This window comes from Subtercola boreus (assembly GCF_003399635.1).
Classification (GTDB): Bacteria; Actinomycetota; Actinomycetes; order Actinomycetales; family Microbacteriaceae; genus Subtercola; species Subtercola boreus_B.
In genome coordinates this window covers 226,369-248,365 of record NZ_NBXB01000029.1, presented here as the reverse complement: position 1 = coordinate 248,365, position 21,997 = coordinate 226,369, and the positions used below count along the sequence as shown (strand labels likewise).

At 68.1% G+C, this 21,997-nt stretch carries 23 protein-coding genes, 1 tRNA gene and 1 pseudogene; 14 read left to right on the top strand and 11 right to left on the bottom strand.

Annotation, left to right across the window (positions count from 1 at the left end):
• Positions 1-64 precede the first annotated feature (64 nt).
• From eno to B7R22_RS11055, 8 genes are all read left to right on the top strand, one after another.
• Positions 65-1,345, top strand: coding sequence for a phosphopyruvate hydratase (eno, locus tag B7R22_RS11090; RefSeq protein ID WP_116411789.1), 1,281 nt, complete (start codon positions 65-67; stop codon positions 1,343-1,345).
• A gap of 23 nt (positions 1,346-1,368) precedes the next feature.
• Positions 1,369-1,893 (top strand): FtsB family cell division protein, encoded by a 525-nt coding sequence (locus B7R22_RS11085; RefSeq protein WP_253259020.1) that lies wholly within the window; start codon positions 1,369-1,371, stop codon positions 1,891-1,893.
• The gene (locus B7R22_RS11080) at positions 1,890-2,423 is read left to right on the top strand and encodes a DUF501 domain-containing protein (protein WP_116411787.1); all 534 of its coding nucleotides are present in this window, start codon (positions 1,890-1,892) and stop codon (positions 2,421-2,423) included. The genes B7R22_RS11085 and B7R22_RS11080 overlap by 4 nt, the downstream gene beginning before the upstream one ends.
• A gap of 98 nt (positions 2,424-2,521) precedes the next feature.
• The gene (locus tag B7R22_RS11075) at positions 2,522-3,949 is read left to right on the top strand and encodes an NAD(P)/FAD-dependent oxidoreductase (RefSeq protein WP_116411786.1); all 1,428 of its coding nucleotides are present in this window, start codon (positions 2,522-2,524) and stop codon (positions 3,947-3,949) included.
• A 10-nt stretch (positions 3,950-3,959) separates the two neighbouring features.
• Positions 3,960-4,033: transfer RNA gene (locus B7R22_RS11070), tRNA-Leu, on the top strand.
• Positions 4,007-4,708 (top strand): hypothetical protein, encoded by a 702-nt coding sequence (locus tag B7R22_RS11065; RefSeq protein WP_116411785.1) that lies wholly within the window; start codon positions 4,007-4,009, stop codon positions 4,706-4,708. Before B7R22_RS11070 ends, B7R22_RS11065 begins: the two co-directional genes overlap by 27 nt.
• Positions 4,665-5,174 carry a helix-turn-helix domain-containing protein gene (locus B7R22_RS11060; RefSeq protein ID WP_147305360.1) on the top strand — a complete coding sequence of 170 codons (510 nt, stop codon included), beginning with the start codon at positions 4,665-4,667 and terminating at the stop codon, positions 5,172-5,174. The genes B7R22_RS11065 and B7R22_RS11060 overlap by 44 nt, the downstream gene beginning before the upstream one ends.
• Before the next feature lie 264 nt (positions 5,175-5,438).
• Positions 5,439-6,710, top strand: coding sequence for an APC family permease (locus B7R22_RS11055; protein WP_116411783.1), 1,272 nt, complete (start codon positions 5,439-5,441; stop codon positions 6,708-6,710).
• Between the two features lie 7 nt (positions 6,711-6,717).
• On the opposite strand, the gene B7R22_RS18820 is transcribed toward B7R22_RS11055, so the two are convergent.
• Together B7R22_RS18820 and B7R22_RS18815 are read right to left on the bottom strand one after the other, a co-directional pair.
• Positions 6,718-7,116: a hypothetical protein gene (locus B7R22_RS18820; RefSeq protein WP_147305359.1), complete on the bottom strand. Its 399-nt coding sequence runs from the start codon at positions 7,114-7,116 to the stop codon at positions 6,718-6,720.
• Between the two features lie 236 nt (positions 7,117-7,352).
• On the bottom strand, positions 7,353-7,871 hold the full coding sequence (locus tag B7R22_RS18815; RefSeq protein WP_147305358.1) for a hypothetical protein: 519 nt from the start codon (positions 7,869-7,871) through the stop codon (positions 7,353-7,355).
• A gap of 56 nt (positions 7,872-7,927) precedes the next feature.
• Here B7R22_RS18815 and B7R22_RS19200 point away from each other — a divergent pair, with 56 nt between their 5' ends.
• Entirely contained in the window at positions 7,928-8,146 is a 219-nt protein-coding gene (locus B7R22_RS19200; protein WP_172582313.1) for a helix-turn-helix domain-containing protein, read from the top strand.
• Between the two features lie 64 nt (positions 8,147-8,210).
• On the opposite strand, the gene B7R22_RS11040 is transcribed toward B7R22_RS19200, so the two are convergent.
• Both B7R22_RS11040 and treS read right to left on the bottom strand, forming a co-directional pair.
• Positions 8,211-8,396 (bottom strand): hypothetical protein, encoded by a 186-nt coding sequence (locus B7R22_RS11040; protein WP_116411780.1) that lies wholly within the window; start codon positions 8,394-8,396, stop codon positions 8,211-8,213.
• A gap of 48 nt (positions 8,397-8,444) precedes the next feature.
• The gene (gene treS, locus B7R22_RS11035) at positions 8,445-10,739 is read right to left on the bottom strand and encodes a maltose alpha-D-glucosyltransferase (RefSeq protein WP_116411779.1); all 2,295 of its coding nucleotides are present in this window, start codon (positions 10,737-10,739) and stop codon (positions 8,445-8,447) included.
• A gap of 154 nt (positions 10,740-10,893) precedes the next feature.
• On the opposite strand from treS, the gene B7R22_RS11030 reads away from it, so the two are divergent.
• Positions 10,894-11,592 (top strand): GntR family transcriptional regulator, encoded by a 699-nt coding sequence (locus tag B7R22_RS11030; RefSeq protein ID WP_116411778.1) that lies wholly within the window; start codon positions 10,894-10,896, stop codon positions 11,590-11,592.
• A gap of 10 nt (positions 11,593-11,602) precedes the next feature.
• Positions 11,603-12,448 carry a pyrroline-5-carboxylate reductase gene (proC, locus tag B7R22_RS11025; RefSeq protein ID WP_301182612.1) on the top strand — a complete coding sequence of 282 codons (846 nt, stop codon included), beginning with the start codon at positions 11,603-11,605 and terminating at the stop codon, positions 12,446-12,448.
• A gap of 334 nt (positions 12,449-12,782) precedes the next feature.
• Here proC and B7R22_RS19825 read toward each other — a convergent pair.
• Together B7R22_RS19825 and B7R22_RS19820 are read right to left on the bottom strand one after the other, a co-directional pair.
• Positions 12,783-12,980: pseudogene (locus B7R22_RS19825) on the bottom strand (amidohydrolase family protein); the annotation flags it as partial.
• Between the two features lie 41 nt (positions 12,981-13,021).
• Positions 13,022-13,246 carry a hypothetical protein gene (locus B7R22_RS19820; RefSeq protein ID WP_253259019.1) on the bottom strand — a complete coding sequence of 75 codons (225 nt, stop codon included), beginning with the start codon at positions 13,244-13,246 and terminating at the stop codon, positions 13,022-13,024.
• Positions 13,247-13,578: 332 nt separating this feature from the next.
• Here B7R22_RS19820 and B7R22_RS11015 point away from each other — a divergent pair, with 332 nt between their 5' ends.
• Positions 13,579-14,592, top strand: coding sequence for a PHP domain-containing protein (locus B7R22_RS11015; RefSeq protein ID WP_116411777.1), 1,014 nt, complete (start codon positions 13,579-13,581; stop codon positions 14,590-14,592).
• Positions 14,593-14,656: 64 nt separating this feature from the next.
• Here B7R22_RS11015 and B7R22_RS11010 read toward each other — a convergent pair whose 3' ends face one another.
• Together B7R22_RS11010 and B7R22_RS11005 are read right to left on the bottom strand one after the other, a co-directional pair.
• Positions 14,657-15,418, bottom strand: a complete 762-nt coding sequence (locus tag B7R22_RS11010; RefSeq protein ID WP_116411776.1) for a DUF998 domain-containing protein — start codon at positions 15,416-15,418, stop codon at positions 14,657-14,659.
• Between the two features lie 10 nt (positions 15,419-15,428).
• A complete protein-coding gene (locus B7R22_RS11005; RefSeq protein WP_116411775.1) occupies positions 15,429-15,884 on the bottom strand; it encodes an SRPBCC family protein in 456 nt (151 codons plus the stop codon).
• A gap of 165 nt (positions 15,885-16,049) precedes the next feature.
• Between B7R22_RS11005 and B7R22_RS11000 the strand changes: the two genes are divergently transcribed.
• Positions 16,050-16,340 (top strand): rhodanese-like domain-containing protein, encoded by a 291-nt coding sequence (locus B7R22_RS11000; protein ID WP_116411774.1) that lies wholly within the window; start codon positions 16,050-16,052, stop codon positions 16,338-16,340.
• On the opposite strand, the gene B7R22_RS10995 is transcribed toward B7R22_RS11000, so the two are convergent.
• From B7R22_RS10995 to B7R22_RS10985, 3 genes are all read right to left on the bottom strand, one after another.
• Positions 16,330-17,076, bottom strand: a complete 747-nt coding sequence (locus tag B7R22_RS10995; protein WP_116411773.1) for a PspA/IM30 family protein — start codon at positions 17,074-17,076, stop codon at positions 16,330-16,332. The two genes, B7R22_RS11000 and B7R22_RS10995, sit on opposite strands and share 11 nt — an antisense overlap.
• 113 nt (positions 17,077-17,189) lie before the next feature.
• Positions 17,190-19,460 carry a TPM domain-containing protein gene (locus B7R22_RS20090; protein WP_172582311.1) on the bottom strand — a complete coding sequence of 757 codons (2,271 nt, stop codon included), beginning with the start codon at positions 19,458-19,460 and terminating at the stop codon, positions 17,190-17,192.
• 202 nt (positions 19,461-19,662) lie between these two features.
• The gene (locus tag B7R22_RS10985) at positions 19,663-20,358 is read right to left on the bottom strand and encodes a hypothetical protein (RefSeq protein WP_172582309.1); all 696 of its coding nucleotides are present in this window, start codon (positions 20,356-20,358) and stop codon (positions 19,663-19,665) included.
• A 165-nt stretch (positions 20,359-20,523) separates the two neighbouring features.
• On the opposite strand from B7R22_RS10985, the gene B7R22_RS10980 reads away from it, so the two are divergent.
• Complete coding sequence (locus tag B7R22_RS10980; RefSeq protein WP_367379189.1) at positions 20,524-21,993, top strand: MFS transporter; 1,470 nt, start codon at positions 20,524-20,526, stop codon at positions 21,991-21,993.
• Positions 21,994-21,997 lie beyond the last annotated feature (4 nt).

Genomic DNA, 21,997 nt, shown 5'->3' with positions numbered 1-21,997 from the left:
ACTGAGGCCACCGGATGCTCGCCTGCCGCGACATCCGTCACAGAACTCATAAGGAGACAATCCAGTGGCATTGATCGAAGCCGTAGGCGCTCGCGAGATCCTCGATTCGCGCGGCAACCCGACCATCGAGGTCGAGGTTCTGCTCGACGACGGCGTGGTTTCCCGCGCAGCCGTCCCGTCCGGCGCCTCCACCGGTGCCTTCGAGGCCTATGAACTGCGCGACGGCGACAAGAGCCGCTACCTCGGCAAGGGCGTGCTGAAGGCCGTCGACGCCGTGATCGACGAGCTCGGCCCGGCGCTCGAAGGCTTCGACGCCAGCGACCAGCGCCTCGTCGACGGTGCGATGATCGCGCTCGACGGCACCGAGAACAAGAGCCGCCTCGGCGCGAACTCGATCCTCGGCGTCTCGCTCGCCGTGGCCCGTGCAGCGGCCGACTCGGCCGACCTGCCGCTCTTCCGCTACGTCGGCGGCCCGAACGCCCACGTTCTGCCCGTTCCGATGATGAACATCATCAACGGTGGTTCGCACGCCGACTCGAACGTCGACATCCAGGAGTTCATGATCGCGCCGATCGGCGCCGAAACGTTCTCCGAAGCGCTCCGCTGGGGTGTCGAGACCTACCACGCTCTCAAGTCGCTGATGTCGAAGAAGGGCCTGTCGACCGGCCTCGGCGACGAGGGCGGCTTCGCGCCGAACCTCTCCTCGAACGCCGCGGCGCTCGACCTCATCCTGGAAGCAATCACGGCGGCGGGCTTCACCCCCGGCGCCGACATCGCCCTGGCGATGGATGTCGCGGCGAGCGAGTTCTACCGCGACGGCGCCTACCAGTTCGAGGGCAAGGCCACGTCGTCGGTCGAGCTGAGCAGCTACTTCGAGAACCTGCTGGCCAACTACCCTCTGATCTCGATCGAAGACCCGCTCGAAGAAGACGACTGGGAGGGCTACCAGCACCTCACCTCGTCGATCGGCAGCAAGGTGCAGATCGTCGGCGACGACCTGTTCGTGACCAATCCGGTTCGCCTGGCCAAGGGCATCTCGCTCGGCGCCGGTAACTCGATGCTCGTCAAGGTCAACCAGATCGGTACGCTCACCGAGACGCTCGATGCGGTCTCGCTGGCGCAGCGTTCGGGCTACACCACGATGATGTCGCACCGCTCAGGTGAGACCGAGGACACGACGATCGCCGACCTCGCCGTCGCCACGAACTCGGGTCAGATCAAGACCGGTGCGCCTGCCCGCAGCGAGCGAGTCGCCAAGTACAATCAGCTTCTGAGGATCGAAGAGGAGCTCGCCGAGGCGGCTGTCTACGCGGGCCGTACCGCGTTCCCCCGCTTCACCGCCTGACAGAGCTGCACGTAAGGAATTCCATGAGATCGACGGTCGGCAGGGCTCCGCGCTCGGCCGACCGTCGCTCTATGGCGGCGGCTCCCACCAACTGGCTCCGCAGCATCCGGTTCTCCGGTTTCACCGTGCTGATGCTCATCGTGCTGGTGCTGTTCGTGGTGATCGTCGCCCCCGGTGCCCGCATCTTCATCGAGCAGCGCCAGCAGATCTCCGACTTGCAACAGAACCTCGCGGCCGCCCAGGCCGAGAACTCCAGTCTGTCGACGGATGTCGCGCGCTGGAGCGACCCGGCCTACATCCGCGCCCAGGCTCGCGACCGGCTCTACTATGTGTCTCCCGGCGAGACCAGCTTCCTCGTGCTGAATGATACGGGGGCCGACGCGGCCACCTCTGCGCTGCCCATCTCGAGCAACATCCAGGCCACCGAGAGCGACTGGATCGCCTCCCTGTTCGTGTCGGGCATGACCGCGGGGCTCGGCACCCAGACGCCCGACCAACTCGGCATCGCGCCGACCGGTGCGGCCACCCCCGACGGAACGACCAAATGACCACACCCCCGTTCGAGCCCGCCAGCGAGCTCGACATCCTGACCGTCTCGAACCAGCTCGGCCGCCCCGCGCGCAACGTGCTCGGCATCGCCGCACGCTGCGTCTGCGGTGCGCCGACTGTCGTTGCCACCGCCCCGCGGCTGGATGATGGAACACCGTTCCCGACGATGTACTACCTGAGTCATCCGGCCGCGACGGCGGCGATGTCCGACCTCGAGGCCGCGCAGATCATGCCTGCACTGCAGGAGCTGGTCTCCATCGACGAAACCGTCGGCGAGGCCTACCGGGCCGCCCACGCGCAGTATCTCGCCGACCGGGAGAGCATCGCGGTCGTCGACGAGATCGCCGGAATCTCCGCCGGCGGGATGCCCGTGCGGGTCAAGTGCCTGCACGCTCTCGCCGCCCACTCGCTCGCTGCGGGCCCCGGGGTGAACCCGATCGGGGACATTGCCCTCGAACAGGGCGACTGGTCGCCACGCGTTTGCGAGTGCAAGGAGTATCCTGTAACTGCGGCCAGTGCGGGCCATTGAACAACTCCGTGGCACACCGGTGGGGCAACCCGTTCCGGGCTCGTGGTGCGGAGGTAGTAGCCTGATGGCTTGTACCTGACCGAGGAGAACCTTTTACTGTGCCGAAAATCTTGATCGTCGGCGGCGGCTACGCCGGTTTCTACACCGCTTGGAAGCTCGAGAAGTGGCTGCGGAGCGGCGAGGCCGATGTCACCGTGGTCGACCCGTTGCCCTACATGACGTACCAGCCGTTCCTTCCCGAGATCGCCTCCGGTTCGATCGAGCCCCGCCACGCGGTCGTCTCGCTCCGTCGTCACCTCAAGAAGACGACGATCATCGCCGGCAAGGTCGAGAAGATCACGCACGCCGAGAAGATGGTCACGATCCACCCGAACATCGGTGAGGACTACGACCTCGAGTACGACATCATCGTCGTCACCGCCGGATCCGTCTCCCGCACGTTCCCGATCCCGGGCGTTGCCGACGAGGCCATCGGACTCAAGACCATCGAGGAGGCCGTCGCCATCCGCGACCGGATCCTCACCAACTTCGACAAGGCCTCTCAGCTGCCCGAGGGCCCCGAGCGCGACCGTCTCCTCACTTTCGTGGTGGTCGGCGGCGGCTTCGCCGGTATCGAGATCTTCGCCGAGATGCGCTCGTTCGCCAGCGCCCTTCTCGACAGCTACCCCGAGCTCGCCTTCGAGGACACGCACTTCCACCTCATCGAGGCGATGGGCCGCATCATGCCCGAGGTCTCGCTGAAGACCGCGGGTTGGGTCATCAAGAACCTCGCCGAGCGCGGCGCCCAGATCCACCTCGACACCCAGCTGAAGTCCGCTGTCGGTGGCGTGGTCGAGCTGTCGACCGGCGAGAGCTTCGAGTCGGACACGATTGTCTGGACCGCTGGCGTCATGGCCAGCCCGATGCTGAAGAACACCGACCTCCCCATCGAGGAGCGCGGGCGTCTCCGCGTGCAGGCCGACCTCCGCGTCATCAACGACGACGGCATCGTCGCCGACGCGTGGGGTGCCGGCGACGTCGCAGCGGTGCCCGACCTCACCGGTGGTGGCGTCGGCGGTTTCTGCGTGCCGAACGCCCAGCACGCTGTGCGCCAGGGCAAGCAGCTCGCGAAGAACCTCGTCTCCGAGCTCCGCGGTGAAGACGTGAAGGACTACTTCCACAAGAATGCCGGCGCCGTGGCCGGCCTCGGTATCGGCGTCGGTGCTTTCCAGTCGGGCAAGATCGGCATCACCGGTTTCCCCGCCTGGGTCATGCACCGTGGATACCACGGTCTGGCCATGCCCAGCTGGGAGCGCAAGATCCGCGTCATCGGCAACTGGGCGTTCAACGTCGTTCTCGGTCGCGACATCGCGTCGCTCGAGGCCCGCGTGCACCCGCGAGCAGCCTTCGAGGAGTTCGCCTCTCGCCCCCGCCCGGCGGCTCCCGCCGCCGTATCTGTCGCACCCGCAGCTGCGGCTGCGGGTGCCGGCACACCAGGCCCCGCTGGCGCTCCGGTGCCGGTCGGTGGAGCGGTCTCGAAAGAGTAACCTCCGGGTCGCCCCCATAGCCCAATTGGCAGAGGCAGACGACTTAAAATCGTCCCAGTGAGGGTTCGAGTCCCTCTGGGGGTACCGCGTGGTTCTTTTGTCTGCCCGAACGTTCTGGCGTCAGCGGCCCGGCTTCAGGAGCTGGTGCCCGATGCTGTGCTGGTCGGCGGGACTGCTGCGGCGTTCTCTGCGCACCATCGAATGTCCACCGACCACGACCACGTCCTCACGGATCTTCAAGACCGATTCGACCTTGTTCTGGACTCACTGGATCGTGACAGCGAATTCGTTCTCAACCGCGCGACGCCGGGAAAGATCATCCTCGGCGAGCTGGGCGGAATCGAAGCCGGCGTACGCCAGCTCATTCGAAAACGTCCCCTCGAGGTGCATCAGGTCACCCTCCGTTCCGGCGCTAAAGTGACTGTTCCAACCCTCCATGAGATTGCTCGGATCAAGGGTTATCTCATCGTCAAGCGAAATCAGATGCGCGACTACCTCGATGTGGCCGCTCTGTCCGACCGATTCGGGACAAAGCGGATCGGTATCGTGCTGTCGAGAATCGATGATTATTACAGTGATGACACCCACCCCGACGACCGCCCTGTCCAGGCGCAGCTCGCACGACAGCTGTACGACCCGTCTCCCAAAGACCAGTCCCGCATCCGCGATCTCCCCACCTACAAAGGGCTTATAGCTCGGTGGCAGAAGTGGGACGATGTCATCGCCGAATGCCGGCGGCTTGCCGGACATCTCATCTGAAAAGAGCGCAGCCATGCCGCTACGATTCCGCAACATCGAAGCCACCCCGGACGACCCCGTGTCCGCATGGGGCTTCGAGGGTATGCTCGCCGCCATCGACCGAGGGTACGCCCACGACTGGCGAAAGCTCGTCGACGCAGTCGCCACGGATCCAGAGCTCCGACCGGTTTTCGATGAGGCGACCGAGGCCGCCGAGTCGCGATCGACTGTGGGTCTTCTCGAGTTGGCTCTTTCCCGAGCAACCGCGACGCCGGCTGAGCTGGCTCTCGAGCGTCTTCGGGAGGCGTACCGGGGGACGCGCATGACGCAGGCCAAGTTGGCCCGCGAGCTCGGTACGTCACGGCCGCGGCTGAACTCCTATCTGGCGGGCAGAGTGACCCCGTCGATGGACGTCCTCGTTGCAGTGGAGCAGATTGCCGACCGTTACCGGGCACCGTCCGAGGCTCTCAACCTCGTACTCGTCTGACCGAGAACATTCTGATGTGAGGCAATGTCGGCCCAATGTGGCGTGAAATGACATCTGGGCCGACGTTGTCCTTGCACTTGGCCGTGTGGCGCGCCCAGAACCTGCGAGTTGCTAGGGACGTGGCCGTCATGGAGCACAATTCGCTGGCCCCCGGGCCCATGAAACTCGGCGCGCCTATCTCGGTCGTTCCATCGACGACGCCGATATCGCCGGCTGAGTCCACTTCGTCACCGATTGTTCATCTCTGCGGGTGATAGTGGAGGGATGACCGCGCCCCTGGCTCTCGCGAGAAGGCTCGGCACCGTCGACGCGGTGAGCATCGGCCTCGGTTCGATGATCGGGGCCGGCGTCTTCGCAGCCTTCGCCCCGGCGTCGGCTGCTGCGGGAGCGGGGCTGCTCGTCGGACTGCTGATCGCCGGGATCGTCGCCTTCTGCAACGCGTCGTCGTCGGCGCAGCTCGCTGCGGAGTACCCGACGTCGGGCGGCACCTACATCTACGGGCGGGAGCGACTGGGGGCGTGGCCGGGGTTCCTGGCGGGCTGGAGCTTCGTGGTCGGCAAGACGGCCAGCTGCGCGGCGATGGCCCTGACGTTCGCCGCCTACGCCTCGCCGCCCGGCTGGGAGAAGCCCGTCGCTGTGTTCGCCGTGCTGGCGCTCGCCTCGGTCAACCTGTTCGGTGTGACACGGACGGCAGCACTGACGCGCGTGATCGTGGCATTCGTGCTGTTGGTGCTTGCTGTCGTCGTGATCTCGGCGGCGACGGGGGGAGGGCTGGCGGTGCCGGATGCCCGACCCGACCTCCTCGAGCACGGGTGGTACGGCATCCTGCAGTCCGGCGGGCTCCTCTTCTTCGCCTTCGCGGGCTACGCACGGATCGCGACGATGGGGGAGGAGGTGAAGGACCCTGCCCGCACGATCCCGCGCGCCATCCTGATCGCGCTGGCGGCGACGTTCGTGGTGTACGGCGTGCTCGCGGTGACGGTGCTGACCGTGCTCGGCCCGGAGCGGCTCGCCGCGAGCACCGCACCGCTGACCGATGTCGTCGTGGCGGGAGGATGGAGCTGGGCAGCGCCGCTCGTGCGTGTCGGCGCTGCCGCCGCAGCGCTCGGGGCGCTACTGGCGCTGATCGCGGGAATCGGTCGCACGAGCCTCGCGATGGCCCGGCAGGGCGACCTGCCCGGCTGGCTTGCGGCCGTGCATCCGAGACGCCAGGTGCCGCAGCACGCTGAGATCGCGCTTGCTGTGGTGGTCTGCGTGCTGGTCGTGAGCGTCGATCTGCGGGCCGCGATCGGATTCTCGTCGTTCGGTGTGCTGCTCTACTACGTGGTGGCGAACGCCGCCGCCTTCACGCAGGAGCCGGCTCATCGGCGCTATCCGCGCGCTCTGCATGTGCTCGGCGTGCTGGGCTGCCTCGCGCTGGTGGCGACGCTTCCGCTGCCGGCGGTGTTCGTGGGTGCCGGTGTGCTGGTGGTCGGGATCGGGTACCGCGTGGTGCGGCTGCGACTGCGGGTGCCGCGGAGTCCGCGCACCCGCTGAAGCCGGCTCAGTTCGACGCGGCGGCCTTCTCGGCCAGGTAGTCACCCATCGTGTCGGCGACGTCGCTGAGGAAGCGCTCGAATTCCGCGAGGACTTCGGGGGAGTGGTGATCCATGACCGAACCGAGGCGCTCGGCGAGCGCTTGAAGAATCCATCGATCAGCTCCTCGACACCCTTGGTCGAGTGCAGTGTGGCGATGCGGCGGTCGGCACTGTCGCGCGCACGACGGATGTGTCCGCTTCTTCGAGCCGGTTGAGCAGTGAGGATGTCGCCCGGTGAGCCCGACGCGATGACTGAGCTGGGTCCGGGTGAGCGGCGCGCCGGCATCCTGTGCGGCGAGGATGTGCACCAGCGCGTTGGCGTCGGTGGTGTGGAGCCCAGCAGGGAGGCCGAGCTGTCGATCCATGTCGCTGACCGCCGTTCCGTGCATCCGGTGCGCCGCAGAAGTCGGTCTCGTTCTTCGTTCGGGTCAGGCTGATGGCACCGACAGCCGCGCTGTCGAGCGCCGTTGCAGAGAACGGGACCCGTTAGGTGCGGCGCATCCTCGGTGCCTGACTGTTCGGGGTTCCGGATGATCGTGCCCCTCATCGGGCGGATCACCGCCCTCGATCCGGTGGGGAGCGAGAGCCTGCGCGTCATCTCCTACTTTGACGCTCTCGTGGAGGGGCACGCGACGGCCGAGGCGCTGCTGCGTGCGGCGAGCGTTCTGACGGGATGCGCGGTCGGGTTCGCCGCCGACGAGACGGTGATGCGTGTCGACGGGGCGGGCATTTGTTCGCGGGAACCCGTCAGTGCGGAGTCGGGTCGGTGGGCATCCCGTGCGATCGGCGAGGGGTGGTTCGCGTGGATCGAGCGCACCGGCGACGCCCGCGCCAACGATGAGCAGGTTCTCGAGCGCCTCTCGTTCAGGCTGCGGATCTCGCTCGAACGCACCCACCCGGTTGCAATCGCCCGTCGGAACCTGGAGATCCTGATCGATCCGGCCGAGAGTCCCGAGGCGCGCGCGACAGCAGCACGCAGGCTGAGGGTCGACGTCGGTGAGCTGCTGATGGCGGCAGCACCTGCGGGCGAACCAGGTTCAGTCGCGCGTGGAGGAGCCACGGTGGTGGTCACACCCGTCGGGCGGGTGCGGGCGTCGATCGTGCGCGACGGCATGCCCACGAACGCAATCCCTCCTGCAGCCCCGACCAGCAGCCCGACCCGTCAGGGGCTCGGCCTTGCCGTTCTGGCGGCGGAACCTCCCGCACCTCGAATTCATCGTTCGGGCCGAGAGTATCCGGGCGGCGGCCGCCGCGTCGGGTGTACATCACTCGACCATGCAGTCGCGGGTGGCCGAGCTGAGCCAACAGCTCGATTTCGATGCGAGATCCGCCGGGGGCCAGGTGGGACTGGCGCTGGCGCTGCGGCTCTACTATCTCGGTGCGAACCGGTTCTGACGACCTGCGCAAGCCGGGCGCTGCCGGGATCGGTTCCGGCCGGGCGCTGCGGGGCCCACCGGGTTCAAGCCAGACCGATCAGTCCCCGGCCGGCGAGCTCCGTCGACGGCGGGAGCACGGCGCCCCAGCGGATGTCCTGGGCGTGCTCCGAGCAGGCCGCGAACACGAGTCGGAGGCCCTTCGAATCGAGGGTCAACTCGTCGTCGGGTACGCTCGTGCAGCCCTCGACCAGGCACAGAACTTCTTCCATGCCCTCAGCATCACACTCGTGAGGTCACCGCGATAGCCCCGGCGCGACTCACGAAGCGGCGTCGACCTCCGGCTCGATGATGAGGAACAGGCCGCCGTAAGGCGGCAGGCTCACGGAGAAGCTCTGCAGATCATCCACCCGCCCCGTCTCCTCGTGGGTCGTGGCGTCGACCACGGCGCGGCGGGCGACCAGCGCGTCGGAGCGCACGGTGCCCTCGATCGGCTCGCCGGTGAAGTTCAGCACGGTGATCTGCAGGCGCGGATCCTCGACCGTGGCGTCGCCCTCGTCGAGGCGGTGCACCATGACGAGCATGCCGGGGTGGGCGACATCCGGGATGTCGACCTGGCTGGCGATGTCGAGTCCGTACGAGGAGCGGAGATCGAGGATCTGCCGCACCGACAGCGCGAACGACCCGGGCGTCTCGAGTTGCTCGGGCAGCGATCCGTAGAGCGACCGGCCCCGGGGCATGCCCGAACTCGAGGCGGTGGCCTCGGGGAAGACGTTCATCAGGTCGTGGGCGCCGCGCTCGATCCAGCGGGTGTCGCCGTCGGCGATCAGGTCGCGCACCTCGGACGCGGGCACCGGCAGCATGCCGAGCAGGTCCCAGGCGGAGAGGGCGAACACGCCGGGCTGCCAGGCGTTGAAGCGCACCAGGCAGAGGTGGGCGGCACGAATGCTCTCCACATCCGTCTCGGTGATCGACGCCAGCGTGGTGTGGCCCTGCGTCGCGGCGATGACCGACGCGGTGGTGCAGGCGATGCCGTTGGTGGTGAAGACCATGTTGTAGTCGGCGGCTTCGCCGGTGAGCTTCGCCACGAGGTCGGCGCGCACGGTCTCGGCGAGCTGGCCGCCGGTGATCTCCACGTCGCGGAATGCGTACAGGTCGGTGCGGTGCAGGGTCTCCCAGTGCAGCAGCTCGTAGGTGAGCTCGTCGTGGTTCTGCAGGGCGTGCACGAGGCTGACGGGTTCGACGCCGAGGCTCAGGGAGGTGCGGAGCGTCAGCCGCAGGAACTCGGTGTCTCCCATCGCCAGCGCGTGCTGGTAGGCAGGCCGGTTGATGAAGTCGTACGACAGGTCTGCGCCGACGCGGCCGGTGTCGCGGATGTCCTCGATCGTGAGGTTCAGCTCCTGGAAGCTGAAGCCACCGACCTTCCGTACCATGCCCGCGATCAGGTGGTTGGCCGCCTCGGAGAGCGGGTGGCCCTCCGACCAGGCCGGGCTGCCGGAGGCGCTCTTCTCCACACCGAGGAAGCCGTTGGCATCGAGGCGGAGCGCGCTCGAACCGAGGTCGCCGAGGGAGTGCAGGGCGTCGCCGATCACGAGGCGCATGCCGGCGAAGGTGGGGTCGAGCCAGTTGATCGAGGGCTGGCCCTGCTTGAAGTAGTGCAGGTAGACCCAGCGACGCGTGATGCCGTCGACGCCGAGCACCGGGCCGGTTGCACTCCAGTTGGTGTCCTTCTGGCCGGGGGAGTAGAAGATCACGCGCTGCAGTTCGCCGATGATGAAGCCCTGCTCGGCGAGTTGGTGCTCGGTCTCCTTGTTGAGGTTCACCGAGTCCCGGCCCGCGGGCACCTCGGGCAAGAGGCCCCAGCTCTCCTCCGGGATCTCGACCATGTGGTAGATGCCGGGGTAGTCCTTGTAGGCCATCTCGGCGAGGCGGAAGTCGGCGCCCTTGCCGGTGTGGCCGGGCACGATGTCGTCGATGACGCTGCCACCGTGGTGGTCGGCGACATCCGAGAGGATGCGGAACTCGTCTTCCGACCCGAAGGCGGGGTCGATCTGGGTGGAGATGCGGTCGAAGTGGCCATCGACGCTGGCCGTCGTGCTCCAGCCCGTGATGCCGCCTGCACGCTTCACCGGGCCCGTGTGCACGGCCGAGATGCCGATGGTCTCGAAAGCAGCCCAGAGCCGCTCGTCGCCGAGGGCGCCGAGGTAGGAGACGCCCGGTTCGGTGATGAGCGAGATGGGGTAGGCGGTGAACCAGACGGACGCGGTGCGGATGGCGCGCCGGGCATCCGGCTTCGCGTAGGGGTTTCGCCACATGCTCGGCTGGCCGGACAGACCGCGCGAGAGCACCTGGGCGTCGCGGAGCATCGACTGCCGGATCAGCCATTCGACGTAGGAGACGTTCGACGCGTCGGCGGAGCGCGGATCGGAGAACGAACGCTGGATGCGGCTGGCCCGCAGGTTCGCCCGGGGCCGGAGTCGGGCCGGGCGCGCGGGGTAGAGCTCGCCGTCGAAGGTGATCTCGGCGGCGGGTTCTGCCGCGGCATCAGCGGCGGCGTCGGTAGTCGGATCTGCGGCGGTCTCGGCGGCGGTCTCGGTCGATTCGTCCTCGGTCATAGCTCTATCTTTCCCTCTCTACGCCGACGGTTGCGCCATTGCCTCCAATTGCATTCTATTGAGCCGCGTCGCGCGCCTGTTCGGGCAGTAGTGTGCCATATACGACCCGGCGCCAAGCGCGCCAGCCTACCCGGTCACAGGAGATGATGCCGAGATGAACGAGAGCTCTTCGATCCGCAGCATCCCGCAGTCATCGAGTCTCCGTGCCGAAGTGGAACGGGCACTCTCCGTCGCGATCATCTCCGGAGAGCTCGAACCGGGCAGGGTCGTGTCGGTCCCCGATCTCGCCAGCCAGTTCGGCGTCTCGGCCACCCCGGTGCGTGAAGCGATGCTCGACCTCCAGAAGCGCGGCTTCGTCGAGTCCGTTCGCAACAAGGGTTTCCGGATCACCTCTCTGGGCGAGGAGGATCTCCGCGAGATCGTGCAGGTGCGGCGCTGGCTCGAGGTGCCGGCGATGCGGATCGCCGCGGAAGCGTTCCCGAACGAGCGACTGGCGGAATTCCGTGAGATGGCCGAGCAGATCATCCGCTCGGCCGCCGCGGCCGACTTCGCGGCCTACCTGGCCGCCGACTCGCGTTTCCATCTCGAACTGATCGCCCTGACCGGCAATCGGCGTCTCGTGGGCCTTGTGGCGGAGCTCCGCAGCCAGACCCGCATGGTGGGCCTGGCCGAGCTGAAGGGCACCCGCGAACTCGAACTGTCTGCGGTGGAGCACCACGAGCTGCTCGACCTGCTCGTCGCGGGTGATTCCGAGGCCGCCGAGAAGCTCCTGCACGCCCACATCGGCCACGTGCTCGGCTGGTGGGCCTGCCGTGCCGAAGAAGCGCCCGAAGCATCCCTCCCTACGAAATGAGCACCCCGCAGTGACTGTCGAATCCACCTTTCCCACCACCGCCCTGCTGGGGGCCGGCTCCATGGGCCAGGCCGTGCTGGCCGGCCTGCTGCGGCCAGGCGTCACGGTCGAGGGCGGCATCAGGGCCACCACGCGGTCGGTGTCGCGGGCCGAGACGGTTCTGTCGCATCCGGATCTCACCGTCTCCAGCACCGAGACCGACCCCCGGGCGAACCTGGTGGCGGTGACGGATGCCCGCATCGTCATCGTCGGAGTGAAGCCGTACATGGTGACCGACCTCCTCGCCGAGATCGCGCCGTCGCTCTCGCCCGACGCCATCGTCGTGAGCCTCGCCGCGGGCGTCACCCTGGACGTGTTCGAGCGCGCCCTGCCGTCGTCGGTCGCGGTCGTGCGGGCGATGCCGAACACCCCCTCGCTGATCGGAAAGGGCGTCACGGGGCTCGCGCAGGGGCAGCGCACGAGCGACGAACAGTTCGCCCTCGTCAGGGCGCTCTTCGAGCTGGTGGGCGACGTGGTCCAGGTGCCCGAAGACGAGATCGACGCGGTCAGTTCGATCTCCGGATCGGGCCCCGCGTACTTCTTCTACCTCGTCGAACAGCTCACCGCGGCGGCTGTCGCCAAGGGCTTCACGCCCGAGCAGGCGGCGACCCTCGTGAACGGCACGTTCATCGGTGCGGCGGCGCTGCTCGAGCACACGGGGGAGGATCCCGCGGAGCTCCGCCGCCGCGTGACCAGCCCGAAGGGCACGACCGAACAGGCGATCCGCGTGCTGTCGGAGGGTGGTCTCGAAGAGCTCTTCGCCCGCGCGACGGATGCCGCGGTGGCCCGCTCGCGCGAGCTGGCCTCCGGCGCCTGACCTGTCTGCCGCGCAGCTCCCGCCCGTCCCCCACCCGCCCCGCCCGTCCCCCGAACCCACCCACCCCGCCCGTCGCCCGAAGCCCCCCGCCCCGCCCGTCGCCCGAACCCACCCACCCGCGCTCGGTCGAGTAGGGAGTCTCGGTCGGTATGGGCGCGTCTGAGCGACCGAAACTCCCCAATCGATCCTCTGGACTAGCCGCGAGGCGTGTAGACGCGAGCGGGCGAGCGGGCTGGCCGGCATCCAGAACCTCGACGTTCCCCGCCCGCGACACCGGGTTCAGGTTCACCTCGTTGCCGCGCCGGTTCATCGCGTCGTAGGCGGCGAGCGTCGGCACGCGGAATGCGCCGTGCGAGGCCATCAGGGCCGCAGCCTGCTCGTTCAGCAGGTTTCCGTGCTCGATCGAGCGGATGCCGTTGGCCACCAAGTGGATGATCGCCTCAGGTGAGTACGCATGGGCGGCCACGGAACTTCGGCGGCGTCTCGCCTCGTCGGAGACGGCCAGCAGCTCCTCGGCCGAGTACTGCGGCACCCGGATCGGGTCGGTCAGCGACGCGACCCCGCCGGAGGTGATCACCGTGATGGCGTGGCTCCGGAGTGGAACCGGCGGCGCACGGCCACCCGCAGGGCATCCACTCCGTCGACGATCTCGTTCATGTGCCCGCCGTGGAAGCGGAGGTCGAGGTCGCCGGGTCGCGGATCGCCGTGCCCGCCGGTCTGGCTGAGCGCGGGGCCGCTGAAGTGGTAGCCGGGGGGAGGGGAAGAGGTCGGCGCGGAGCGCGGCGGTGGCCGCGGCATCCACCGTGTACGTGCCGGTATCGACGACCACGCCGTCGTCGGCTGCGGCCGCCCCGACGCGGACGAACCGCGCCAGCCGCCCCGCGCCCCCCTGCCCGCCGACAAGTGCCCGCCGACCTTTGATCCCCGCCCCTCCCATCCGCCCTGTCCCCCTGCCCGCCGGGAACGGACACGGCTTCGGGCATCCGCGCTCATACTTGCGGCGGATGCCGGAAATCGTGTCCGTTCGGCGGCGTCAGCCCGACGGACGGATGTCCGTGTGGCCGAACGCCTCGCGAAAGTCGGTTGTGGAGGTGCGAGGGCGCTGCAGCCTGTGGGCGCACAATGGAGGAATGGACCCCGTTGCCGCCCTCTCCGAGATCGCCTTCCACCTCGAACGCGACCGGGCGCCGCAGTTCAAGGTGCAGGCGTTCCGGAAGGCGGCGGCGACGATCGGCGCCTGGATCCCGGACGAGCTGGCGGCGCGGGCACGCGACGGCCGGCTCAAGGCGACGAAGGGGATCGGCGCGAGCACGTTCGAGGTCATCCGGCAGGCCCTCGACGGCGACGTCCCTGGGCGGCTCGCGAAGCTCCGCGCCGAGGAGTCAAGCCCGCTGACCGACGGAGGGCGGGCGCTCGCCGCCCAGATCCGCGGCGACCTCCACTCGCACAGCGACTGGTCCGACGGCACCACACCCATCCCGCTGATGATCGACGGAGCCGTCGGCCTCGGCCGCGAGTACCTCGCGCTCACCGACCACTCGCCGAACCTCACGGTCGCCCACGGGCTGACCGCCGAACGCCTCACCGAGCAGCTGGAGGTGGTCGCCGAACTCGACCACGACGCGCCGGCGCTCCGCCTGTTGACAGGTATCGAGGTCGACATCCTCGACGACGGAAGCCTCGATCAGACGCCCGAGCTGCTCGACCGGCTCGATGTGGTGGTGGCGAGCATCCATTCGCACCTCAGGGCCGACCGGGCGACGATGACCGAACGGATGCTCGGGGCCGTCAACCACCCGCGCACCAGCATCCTCGGCCACTGCACCGGACGCCTCGTGGAGGGTTCGCGCGGCACCCGGCCGCCGTCGGAGTTCGACGCCGAACGGGTGTTCGCCGCCTGCGCAGAGAACGACGTCGCGGTCGAGATCAACGCGCGGCCCGAGCGACAGGATCCGCCCGACGACCTCATCGCCACAGCGCTCGCAGCGGGCTGCCTTTTCAGCATCGACTCGGATGCGCATGCGCCGGGCCAGCTCGCCCTGCTCGACTACGGGATCGAACGTGCGGCGGCGAACGGCGTGCCGGCCGAGCGGATCATCACGACGTGGCCGGTGGAACGCCTGCTGGAGTGGACCGGCCGCTGATGCCGCGGCCCGCTGCCGCCGCGACCCGGAAGGCCAGGCGGCAGAACCCGGCGCCGGCCGCAATTCAGGACAGGTGCGTCGCGGTCGACGAGGCATCCATGGCGGGGCTCTCTGCCTGAATAAGTGCCCGTGGAGCGGCCAGAGCGGCCAGAGCGGCCGGGGCGGGCGGGGCGGGCGGCGGCGCGATCCGCGCCAGCGCGAACACGATCACCCAGAGCAGCGCGACGGTCGCGGCCGCGAGTTCCAGCCAGCCGCCCAGATCCGCACGGAACCGGAAGACCGACAGCAGGCCGCCGACACCGGAGGCCAGGATGATCAGTGTGCCGCTCGCGATCGACACCGCGAACAGCGGGCGGAGGCTGTGCGCGTAGGCGGCCTGGATGATCGCCAGCCCGACGGCGGCGAAACCGAGCGTCGCGGCGAGGGTGTGGACGAAATCCGCCACCGTGGATCCGCTCGTGAACGGCACTGGGCAGCCCGGCGAGCAGGTCACGCGTGAGGCCAGCGCGATCGAGAGGCAGGCGAAGACCAGGGTCGCCGAGATGCTCCACGCCCCGAGCCAGCGCACGCCCGAGCGGATGCCCGACCGTCCGATCGCGACGAGACACCCGCCGAGCGCAATGGCGAGAAGGGCCGAGTTGAAGAGCAACGGGGTGGGAGCATCCGACGCCCCCATCTCGCTGAGGTAGATGTCGGTGTGCGAGGCGAGGCGGGACTCCCAGATCGTCGTGACCCCGGCCGCCAGCAGGGTGGCACCGACCAGCCGCGCCAGAAGGGGCCAGAATGGGAAGAACCCCGGCGACCGTGAGGGCTGCCGGGGTTCCATGGGGAGAAGTTTACGCGGAGACGTCGCCGCGCCAGGCGCCGTCTTCCGAACCCTTCTCCTCGATGTACTCCTTGAAGTTCTTCAGGTCCTTCTTGACGGCGTGGTTGTCGGCGCCGAGAGCGCCGCCCAGCTTCTCGAGCAGTCCCTGCGGCTCCCAGTCGAGCTGCACGGTGACGCGCGTCTCGTCGTCGCTCAGCTTGTGGAAGGTGACGACGCCGGCGTGGTCGACCTCGCCGCCCGTGCTGTTCCAGGCGACACGCTCGTCGGGGTGCTGCTCGGTGATGTTGGCTTCGAATGTCTTCTCGACCGGGCCGACCTTGACCGTCCAGACCGTGAGGGTCGCGGTCTCCTGCTTGATCGATTCGACCTCATCGAGGAACTTCGGGAACTCCTCGAACTGCGTCCATTGGTTGTACGCGACCGAGACGGGGACGTTGACGTCGACGGTTTCGATGACCTGTGGCATTTCGGATGACTCCTTCGGTGTCGGCAGTTCCGACTCTTCGACGTTACGTCGGCGGCCGAGACCCCGGCACCCCTCGCTTTTCCGGGCGTGACTCTGGTAGGAAGCCGTTCAGCAAACCCCCAGCCCCGATGGCCGCGACGCGCACCGGGCTGAGATGATGGAGGCATGAACGAGATCACTGTCTCCGAGCTGGCCGCCGTCTCTGCGCCAGCCATCATCGATGTGCGCGAGCCCGACGAATTCGCCAGCGGGCACGTTCCCGGCGCCGTGAACATCCCCCTCGGCCAGCTCCAGGGGCAGGAACTGCCCGAGGGGCCGGTCTACGTCATCTGCGAACTCGGCGGTCGGAGCGCCCGCGCGACGCAGTACCTCGCCGGCCAGGGCGTCGACGCGACGAACATCGCCGGCGGTACCACGGCCTGGCGCGAGGCAGGCTTCGGCGTCTCTACGGCGTGATCGAGGGGGTGGATGACCCGCCCGCCTTGAGGGCGGCGAACCGGGCATCCACCTCGGTCAGCTCGCCGAGGTCGTCGAGTTGGTCGAACTGCGAGTCGAGGCTGGATGCTGCGAGCTCACTCGCACCCCGCACCTTCGCCTCCTCTCGGCGGATCTTGTCCTCGAAGCGGCTCACCTCACTGGTGGGGTCGAGGATGTCGACGCTCTTCACCGCGTCGAGCACCTGGGCCTGGGCGGCGGCGCTCTTCGAGCGGGCGACGAGTTCGCTGCGCTTCGATTTCAGCTGGTCGAGCTTCTGCTTCATCGTGGTGAGGCCGGTCTTCAGCTTGTCGACGATCTCGGTCTGCGACGCGATCTGCGGTTCGGCGTCGGTCGCCTCCTTCTCGGACTGGATCTGTCGCTGCAGGGCGACCTTCGCCAGCGAATCGAAGCGGTCAGCATCTGCGGCGGTGCCCTCCCCGCCCGCCGCCCGGTACTCGTCTGCCTTGCGGCTCGCCGCGAGGGCCTTCGCGCCCCAGCTCGCCGCGGCCTCGATGTCTTCGCGGTGGTCGTCCTCGGCCAGACGGAGGTTGCCGATGGTCTCGGCGATGGCGCTCTCGGCGTCGGCGATGCTGCTCGTGTAGTCGCGCACCATCTGGTCGAGCATCTTCTCCGGATCTTCAGCGGAGTCGAGCAGCGCGTTGATGTTCGCCTTGGTGAGTTGCGCAATGCGGCCGAAGATGGACTGTTTTGACATGATTCCTTCTCTTTTCGTGTGGTGCTGCCGGTTGGTCTGTCAGGAGGGTCTGGGTGAAAGTCGAACGGTGGTGCTGGGTGCCAGTCGAGAGGAGCGTGTGGATGGCATAAAGCTCAGAAGCGCCCGCCGCCGCGACGGGAACGGGTTCCGCCGCCGCCGAAGCTGCCGGCACTCCGGCCGCCGAAGGAGCCGCCCCCGCTGCGGCTGCGGCTGCCCCCGCTGCTGCTGCTACTCCCGCCGCCGCCGAAGAAGCCGCCTCCGCCTCCGCTGCCGCCTCCGAAGAGGCCTCCGAAGCCATCGTCATCATCGTCGTCCCGCCGGCCTCCGCCTCCGCCGAACAGGCCGCCTCCGCCCCGACCTCCGCCGAGCACGGAGTTGATAACGATGCCGCCGAGCATGGCCCCGAGCATCCCGTTTCCGCCACCGCTACCGCCGCTGCCCGCGCCGAACAGTCCGCCGCCGGCCCCGGCAGGGGCACCCGAGCCGTCGCCGTATCCGGTCGCGAACTCGCCGACGTCGCGCTGGGCCGACTCGATCGCCTGCGCAGCCAGGCCATCGGCACGCTGTGCAGCGGCCAGGGCGCCGACAGTGTCGGTGGTCGACAGCTCTTCGGCGCGTGCCACCAACCGGGTTGCCTCGGCCAGCCGCGTCCGCGCCTCGGCACCGACCCCGCCCCGCCGCGCCGTGATGTAGTCGTTGGCCGCGGACACCCGGCTCCGGGCCGACTGGAGCGTCTGGGCGAACGTGGAGGCTGCCCGCTGCTCGGTGGCCTGCTGGCTCCGCACCGCCCCGAGCACACCGTCGATGTCGCGGTTCGCCAGCTCGAGCCGCTGGGCCACAGCGGCCGGGTCGATCGGCCCGGCGAGCTGGGCCTGTACTTCGGCGATCACAGTCGTCGTGCGCTCGGCGGCAGCCGCGATGGCACCCTGGGGGTCTCCCGCTGCTGCGACGGCGTGGGCGTCGGCCACGTCTTGCTGCAGGTTGGTGAGCTGCGAATCGAGTTGGCCGCGGGCTGACGCGAGATCGGTCGTGACACGGTCCACAGCGTCGAGCAGCAGGATCGCCTGGTCGACGGCCTCCTCCGCAGCGCGGACTCCCACGGCGGCCTCGCTGGTGTCCGCGGCCTGCTCGGTCTCCGCTTCGTCGAGCGCGGAACGCGCAAAGGTCAGTCGCTCGGTGGCCTGCGCCGGGTTGTCGACGACGGTCGAGAAGGCGCTCGGGTTGTATGACGCACCGAGGGCCACGATGGCCGATGCGGCCGCCTGCACGCGAGACTCCACCTCGGCTGAGGCGGCTCGGCCAGCGGCGACCCCCGCCGGGATGTTCTTCTCGAGTTCCCGAAGCTCATCGAAGTCAGCAGCCTGTTCGTCGAGCACCCGGTTCGCCTCGGTGCAGAGACGTACGATCTCGGCGTTCCACTGTCGGATCTCTGCATCGGAGTCGGGCTCGGCGTCGTCGAGCCGCTGCTTCAGCTGGAACGCCTGGTTCAGCCCCGCCGTCGCCTCGCCCAGGGCCTTCTGGAACGGTGCGGCCGCTTCGTCCCCGTACTGCGCGACGGCGAAGCCGAGTTCATCGGTGCTGGTCTGCACCGCGTCGTCCGTCTGCACGAGCATGCTTCCGGCCTCCCGTTGGAGTTCGAGGATCGGCATGGCGACCAGCGGGTCGGGAGGCCCACCGGATGCCGCGTGGCCGTCGGTCGGGGCAGAGCCGCCGGCGGCGAGCCGGTTGCGGCGCGAGGCGCGCACGAACACGATCACGATGATGCCGCCGACGATGACGAGGATCAGCACGAGCACGATGACGATGGCGCCGATCGTTCCACCGCTCACTCCGGGCGACGATGAAGACGAGCCCGAACCACCCGATCCGGAACCACCGGTACCGCCCGCCGCGGCGTCGCCGAGCCCCACAGCTGCGGCTTCGGCGGCCCCCGCCCAGTTGCCGTTCTTCAGCTGCGGCTCGACCTGCGAGCTCTCGATCGTCGAGAGCTGGGAGCCACTGACGGGGCCCGAGCTGTCTCCCGAGAGGTAGTAGGCGCGGCCGTCGACGGCCACAGCGAGCACGTAGTCCGTGGGCCCGAGGTTGTTCGCTGACGCAGTCTGGTTGGCCCAATCCTCGGCACTCGTCGGGTTCTCGAAGGTGCTCACGTAGGCCACGAACAGGTCTATGCCGCTGTCGGCATACAACTTCTCGGCGGCGTCGGTGATGGCGGTGACGTCGGTTGCGGAAAGCACGCCGGCCGAGTCGATCACCCGATTGCCGCCGAGGTCGACGGGTTCGGTTGCGCTGGCAGAAGCTGGGACACCGAACACGCCGCCCAATGCCAGCCCGACAGCGAGGCCGACGACAGACAGGAAACGGATGACCGACAGTGGTGCTCGCATGCCCACCATCCTAGGGATGCCGGTGCGGTTTAGGCTCAGCTAAATGCTGGGCAATCTCTTTGCGGGTGAACACCTCGACACCTGTCGCCTGCAGCCCCAGCATGGCCATCGTCATCCGGCACTCCCTGATCGCCTCGCCAGCGCTCCCACAGCGATCCGTCTGTGCGGGAGACCCGCAGCGTCAGCGGATACCGAGTACTCCTCACCCTGCAGAGCCCTCTTCGAGTTGCTCGAGCAGGGACGCGCGCACCGTCTCCCGGTACCCCTCGAACTCGACGTCGGGGCCCGATCCGAGGGAGCGGGTGGAGTATGCGTCGTCAGCGCGGAAGAGTCCCGCCACCAGTTCGGTCAGCGCCGTCGCAGTCGGCTCGGTCGGAAGGGAATGGACACTGACGACCTCGATCAGGGCGAGTGTGAACGTGAGCAGGGGAGAGGTTCGTGCCGTCGAGGCCGCAAACGCGCCGAATGTCTGGTGTACGTCGATTCCGGCGGCAGCCAACCGCCTCCGGCGAAGGGAGACCATCACGGCGCGGCAGGTCTCGGATGCTTCGACCGAGGTGGCGGTGCCCGTCACGATGTACGCGGCCGAGCCCGGCAGGAAGCGGAAGAGTGCGCCGTCGTGCGTGACCTGCACCTCTCCCTCAAGCAGGAAGACCACGGCGATCCGGTCACCGTGCACGGGTGAGACGTGCCGGAAGATCGGGATCGGTGACGTCGGCGACTGCACGATGTCGACGACTTCGACGCCCGCGAAGGACCAGAGGGTTCCGTCACCGAAGCGCTGGTGGTCGTCGATCGTCAGGAGTACATCCGGTGCCAGCGGCTCCCCGGCATGGGTGTCCCTGCCGTGCTCATCGTCGACCTTCGACGAGAGGGGGATTCTCAGACTGCGCGCCATCGTCATCTTCCTGTTCGTCCGCAGGCGGGGTCCTGGCAGGCGGCAATCTGTGCACGATAGCCGAGGAAGCTCAACGCAACCCGGGATGCGGCTGAACAATACACGTGAACGTGCGGCCCGTCACTCCTTCGGGGCAGATTCGCCGCCGGGGTTACTGTCGACTCTGTGTCATCGACTGAGAGAACACCAGGCAGCGGTGCCGGAGGCGTGAGGAGCCTCGTTCCGGCACGGATGGACAGGCTCCCGTGGACGAGGTTCCACTGGTCGATCGTGATCGGCCTCGGCTTCAGCTGGGTGCTCGACGGCCTCGAGATCCAGATCGTGGCGTCGGCCGGGTTCCAGAAGGATCTCGGCATGACGCCCGCCGATGTGGGACTCGCGGGAACGGTCTACCTGGTCGGCCAGATCGTCGGTGCTCTCGTCTTCGGCCGGCTCTCCGACAAGCTCGGGCGCCGGAAGCTGTTCATCCTCACGCTCGTGATCTACCTGATCGCGAGCGCGGCGGCGGGTCTCTCGCCGAGCATGTACGTGCTGTTCTTCTTCCGGTTCTTCGCGGGCATGGGGATCGGCGGCGAATACGCCGCCATCAACTCGGCGATCGACGAGCTCATTCCGTCGCACTACCGCGGCCGGGTCGATATCGCGATCAACGGAACCTACTGGGGCGGCGCGGCCCTCGGCTCAGCCGCCAACCTGTTCTTCCTGAACCCCGACAACTTCGCCGAGAACATCGGCTGGCGCCTGGCCTTCTTCATCGGCCCGATCCTCGGCCTCGCCATCATCTACCTGAGGCGGCACATCCCGGAGAGTCCGCGCTGGCTGATGACCCACGGTCGCGAGAAGGAGGCCGAGGAGACCGTCGACGACATCGAGGCCCGCGTCGAACGGGAGGGTGGGAAGATCGAGCCTGTCGACGAGAAGCTGGCGATCACGGTGAAAGCGACCGAGAGCATCCCGTTCCGCACCATCGTGAGGGTGCTGTTCCGGGACTACCCGAAGCGCACCCTGGTCGGTGCGACGATGATGATCACCCAGTCGTTCCTCTACAACGCGATTTTCTTCACGTACGCGCTCGTGCTGCAGAACTTCTACGGCACGAACTCCGTGTCGACCCAGTTCTACTTCTTCCCGTTCGCCATCGGCAACCTGCTCGGCCCGCTGCTGCTCGGTCACCTGTTCGACGTCTGGGGCAGGCGACGGATGATCCTCCTCACCTACGGCGTCTCGGGTGTGGTGCTCGGGGTGTCGGCCGTGCTGTTCAGCGCCGGTGCGCTCGATGCGACCACGCAGACGATCTTCTGGTGCGTGTCGTTCTTCTTCGCCTCCGCCGGCGCCTCGAGCGCCTACCTCACGGTGAGCGAGATCTTCCCGTTGGAACTCCGCAGCCAGGCGATCTCGTACTTCTTCGCCCTCGGCCAGCTCGCCGGCGCGGGCGCTCCGCTCATCTTCGGCATCCTGATCGGCGACGGAACCGACCGCGGACCCCTGACCGGCGGCTACTTCCTGGGGGCCGGCATCATGATCCTCGGCGGCATCATCGCCTTCATCTTCGGTGTGGATGCCGAACGGAAGTCCCTGGAATCGATCACACAGCCCCTGTCCGTCGTCACAGGAGACGGGAAGAATGATCGGTAGAACC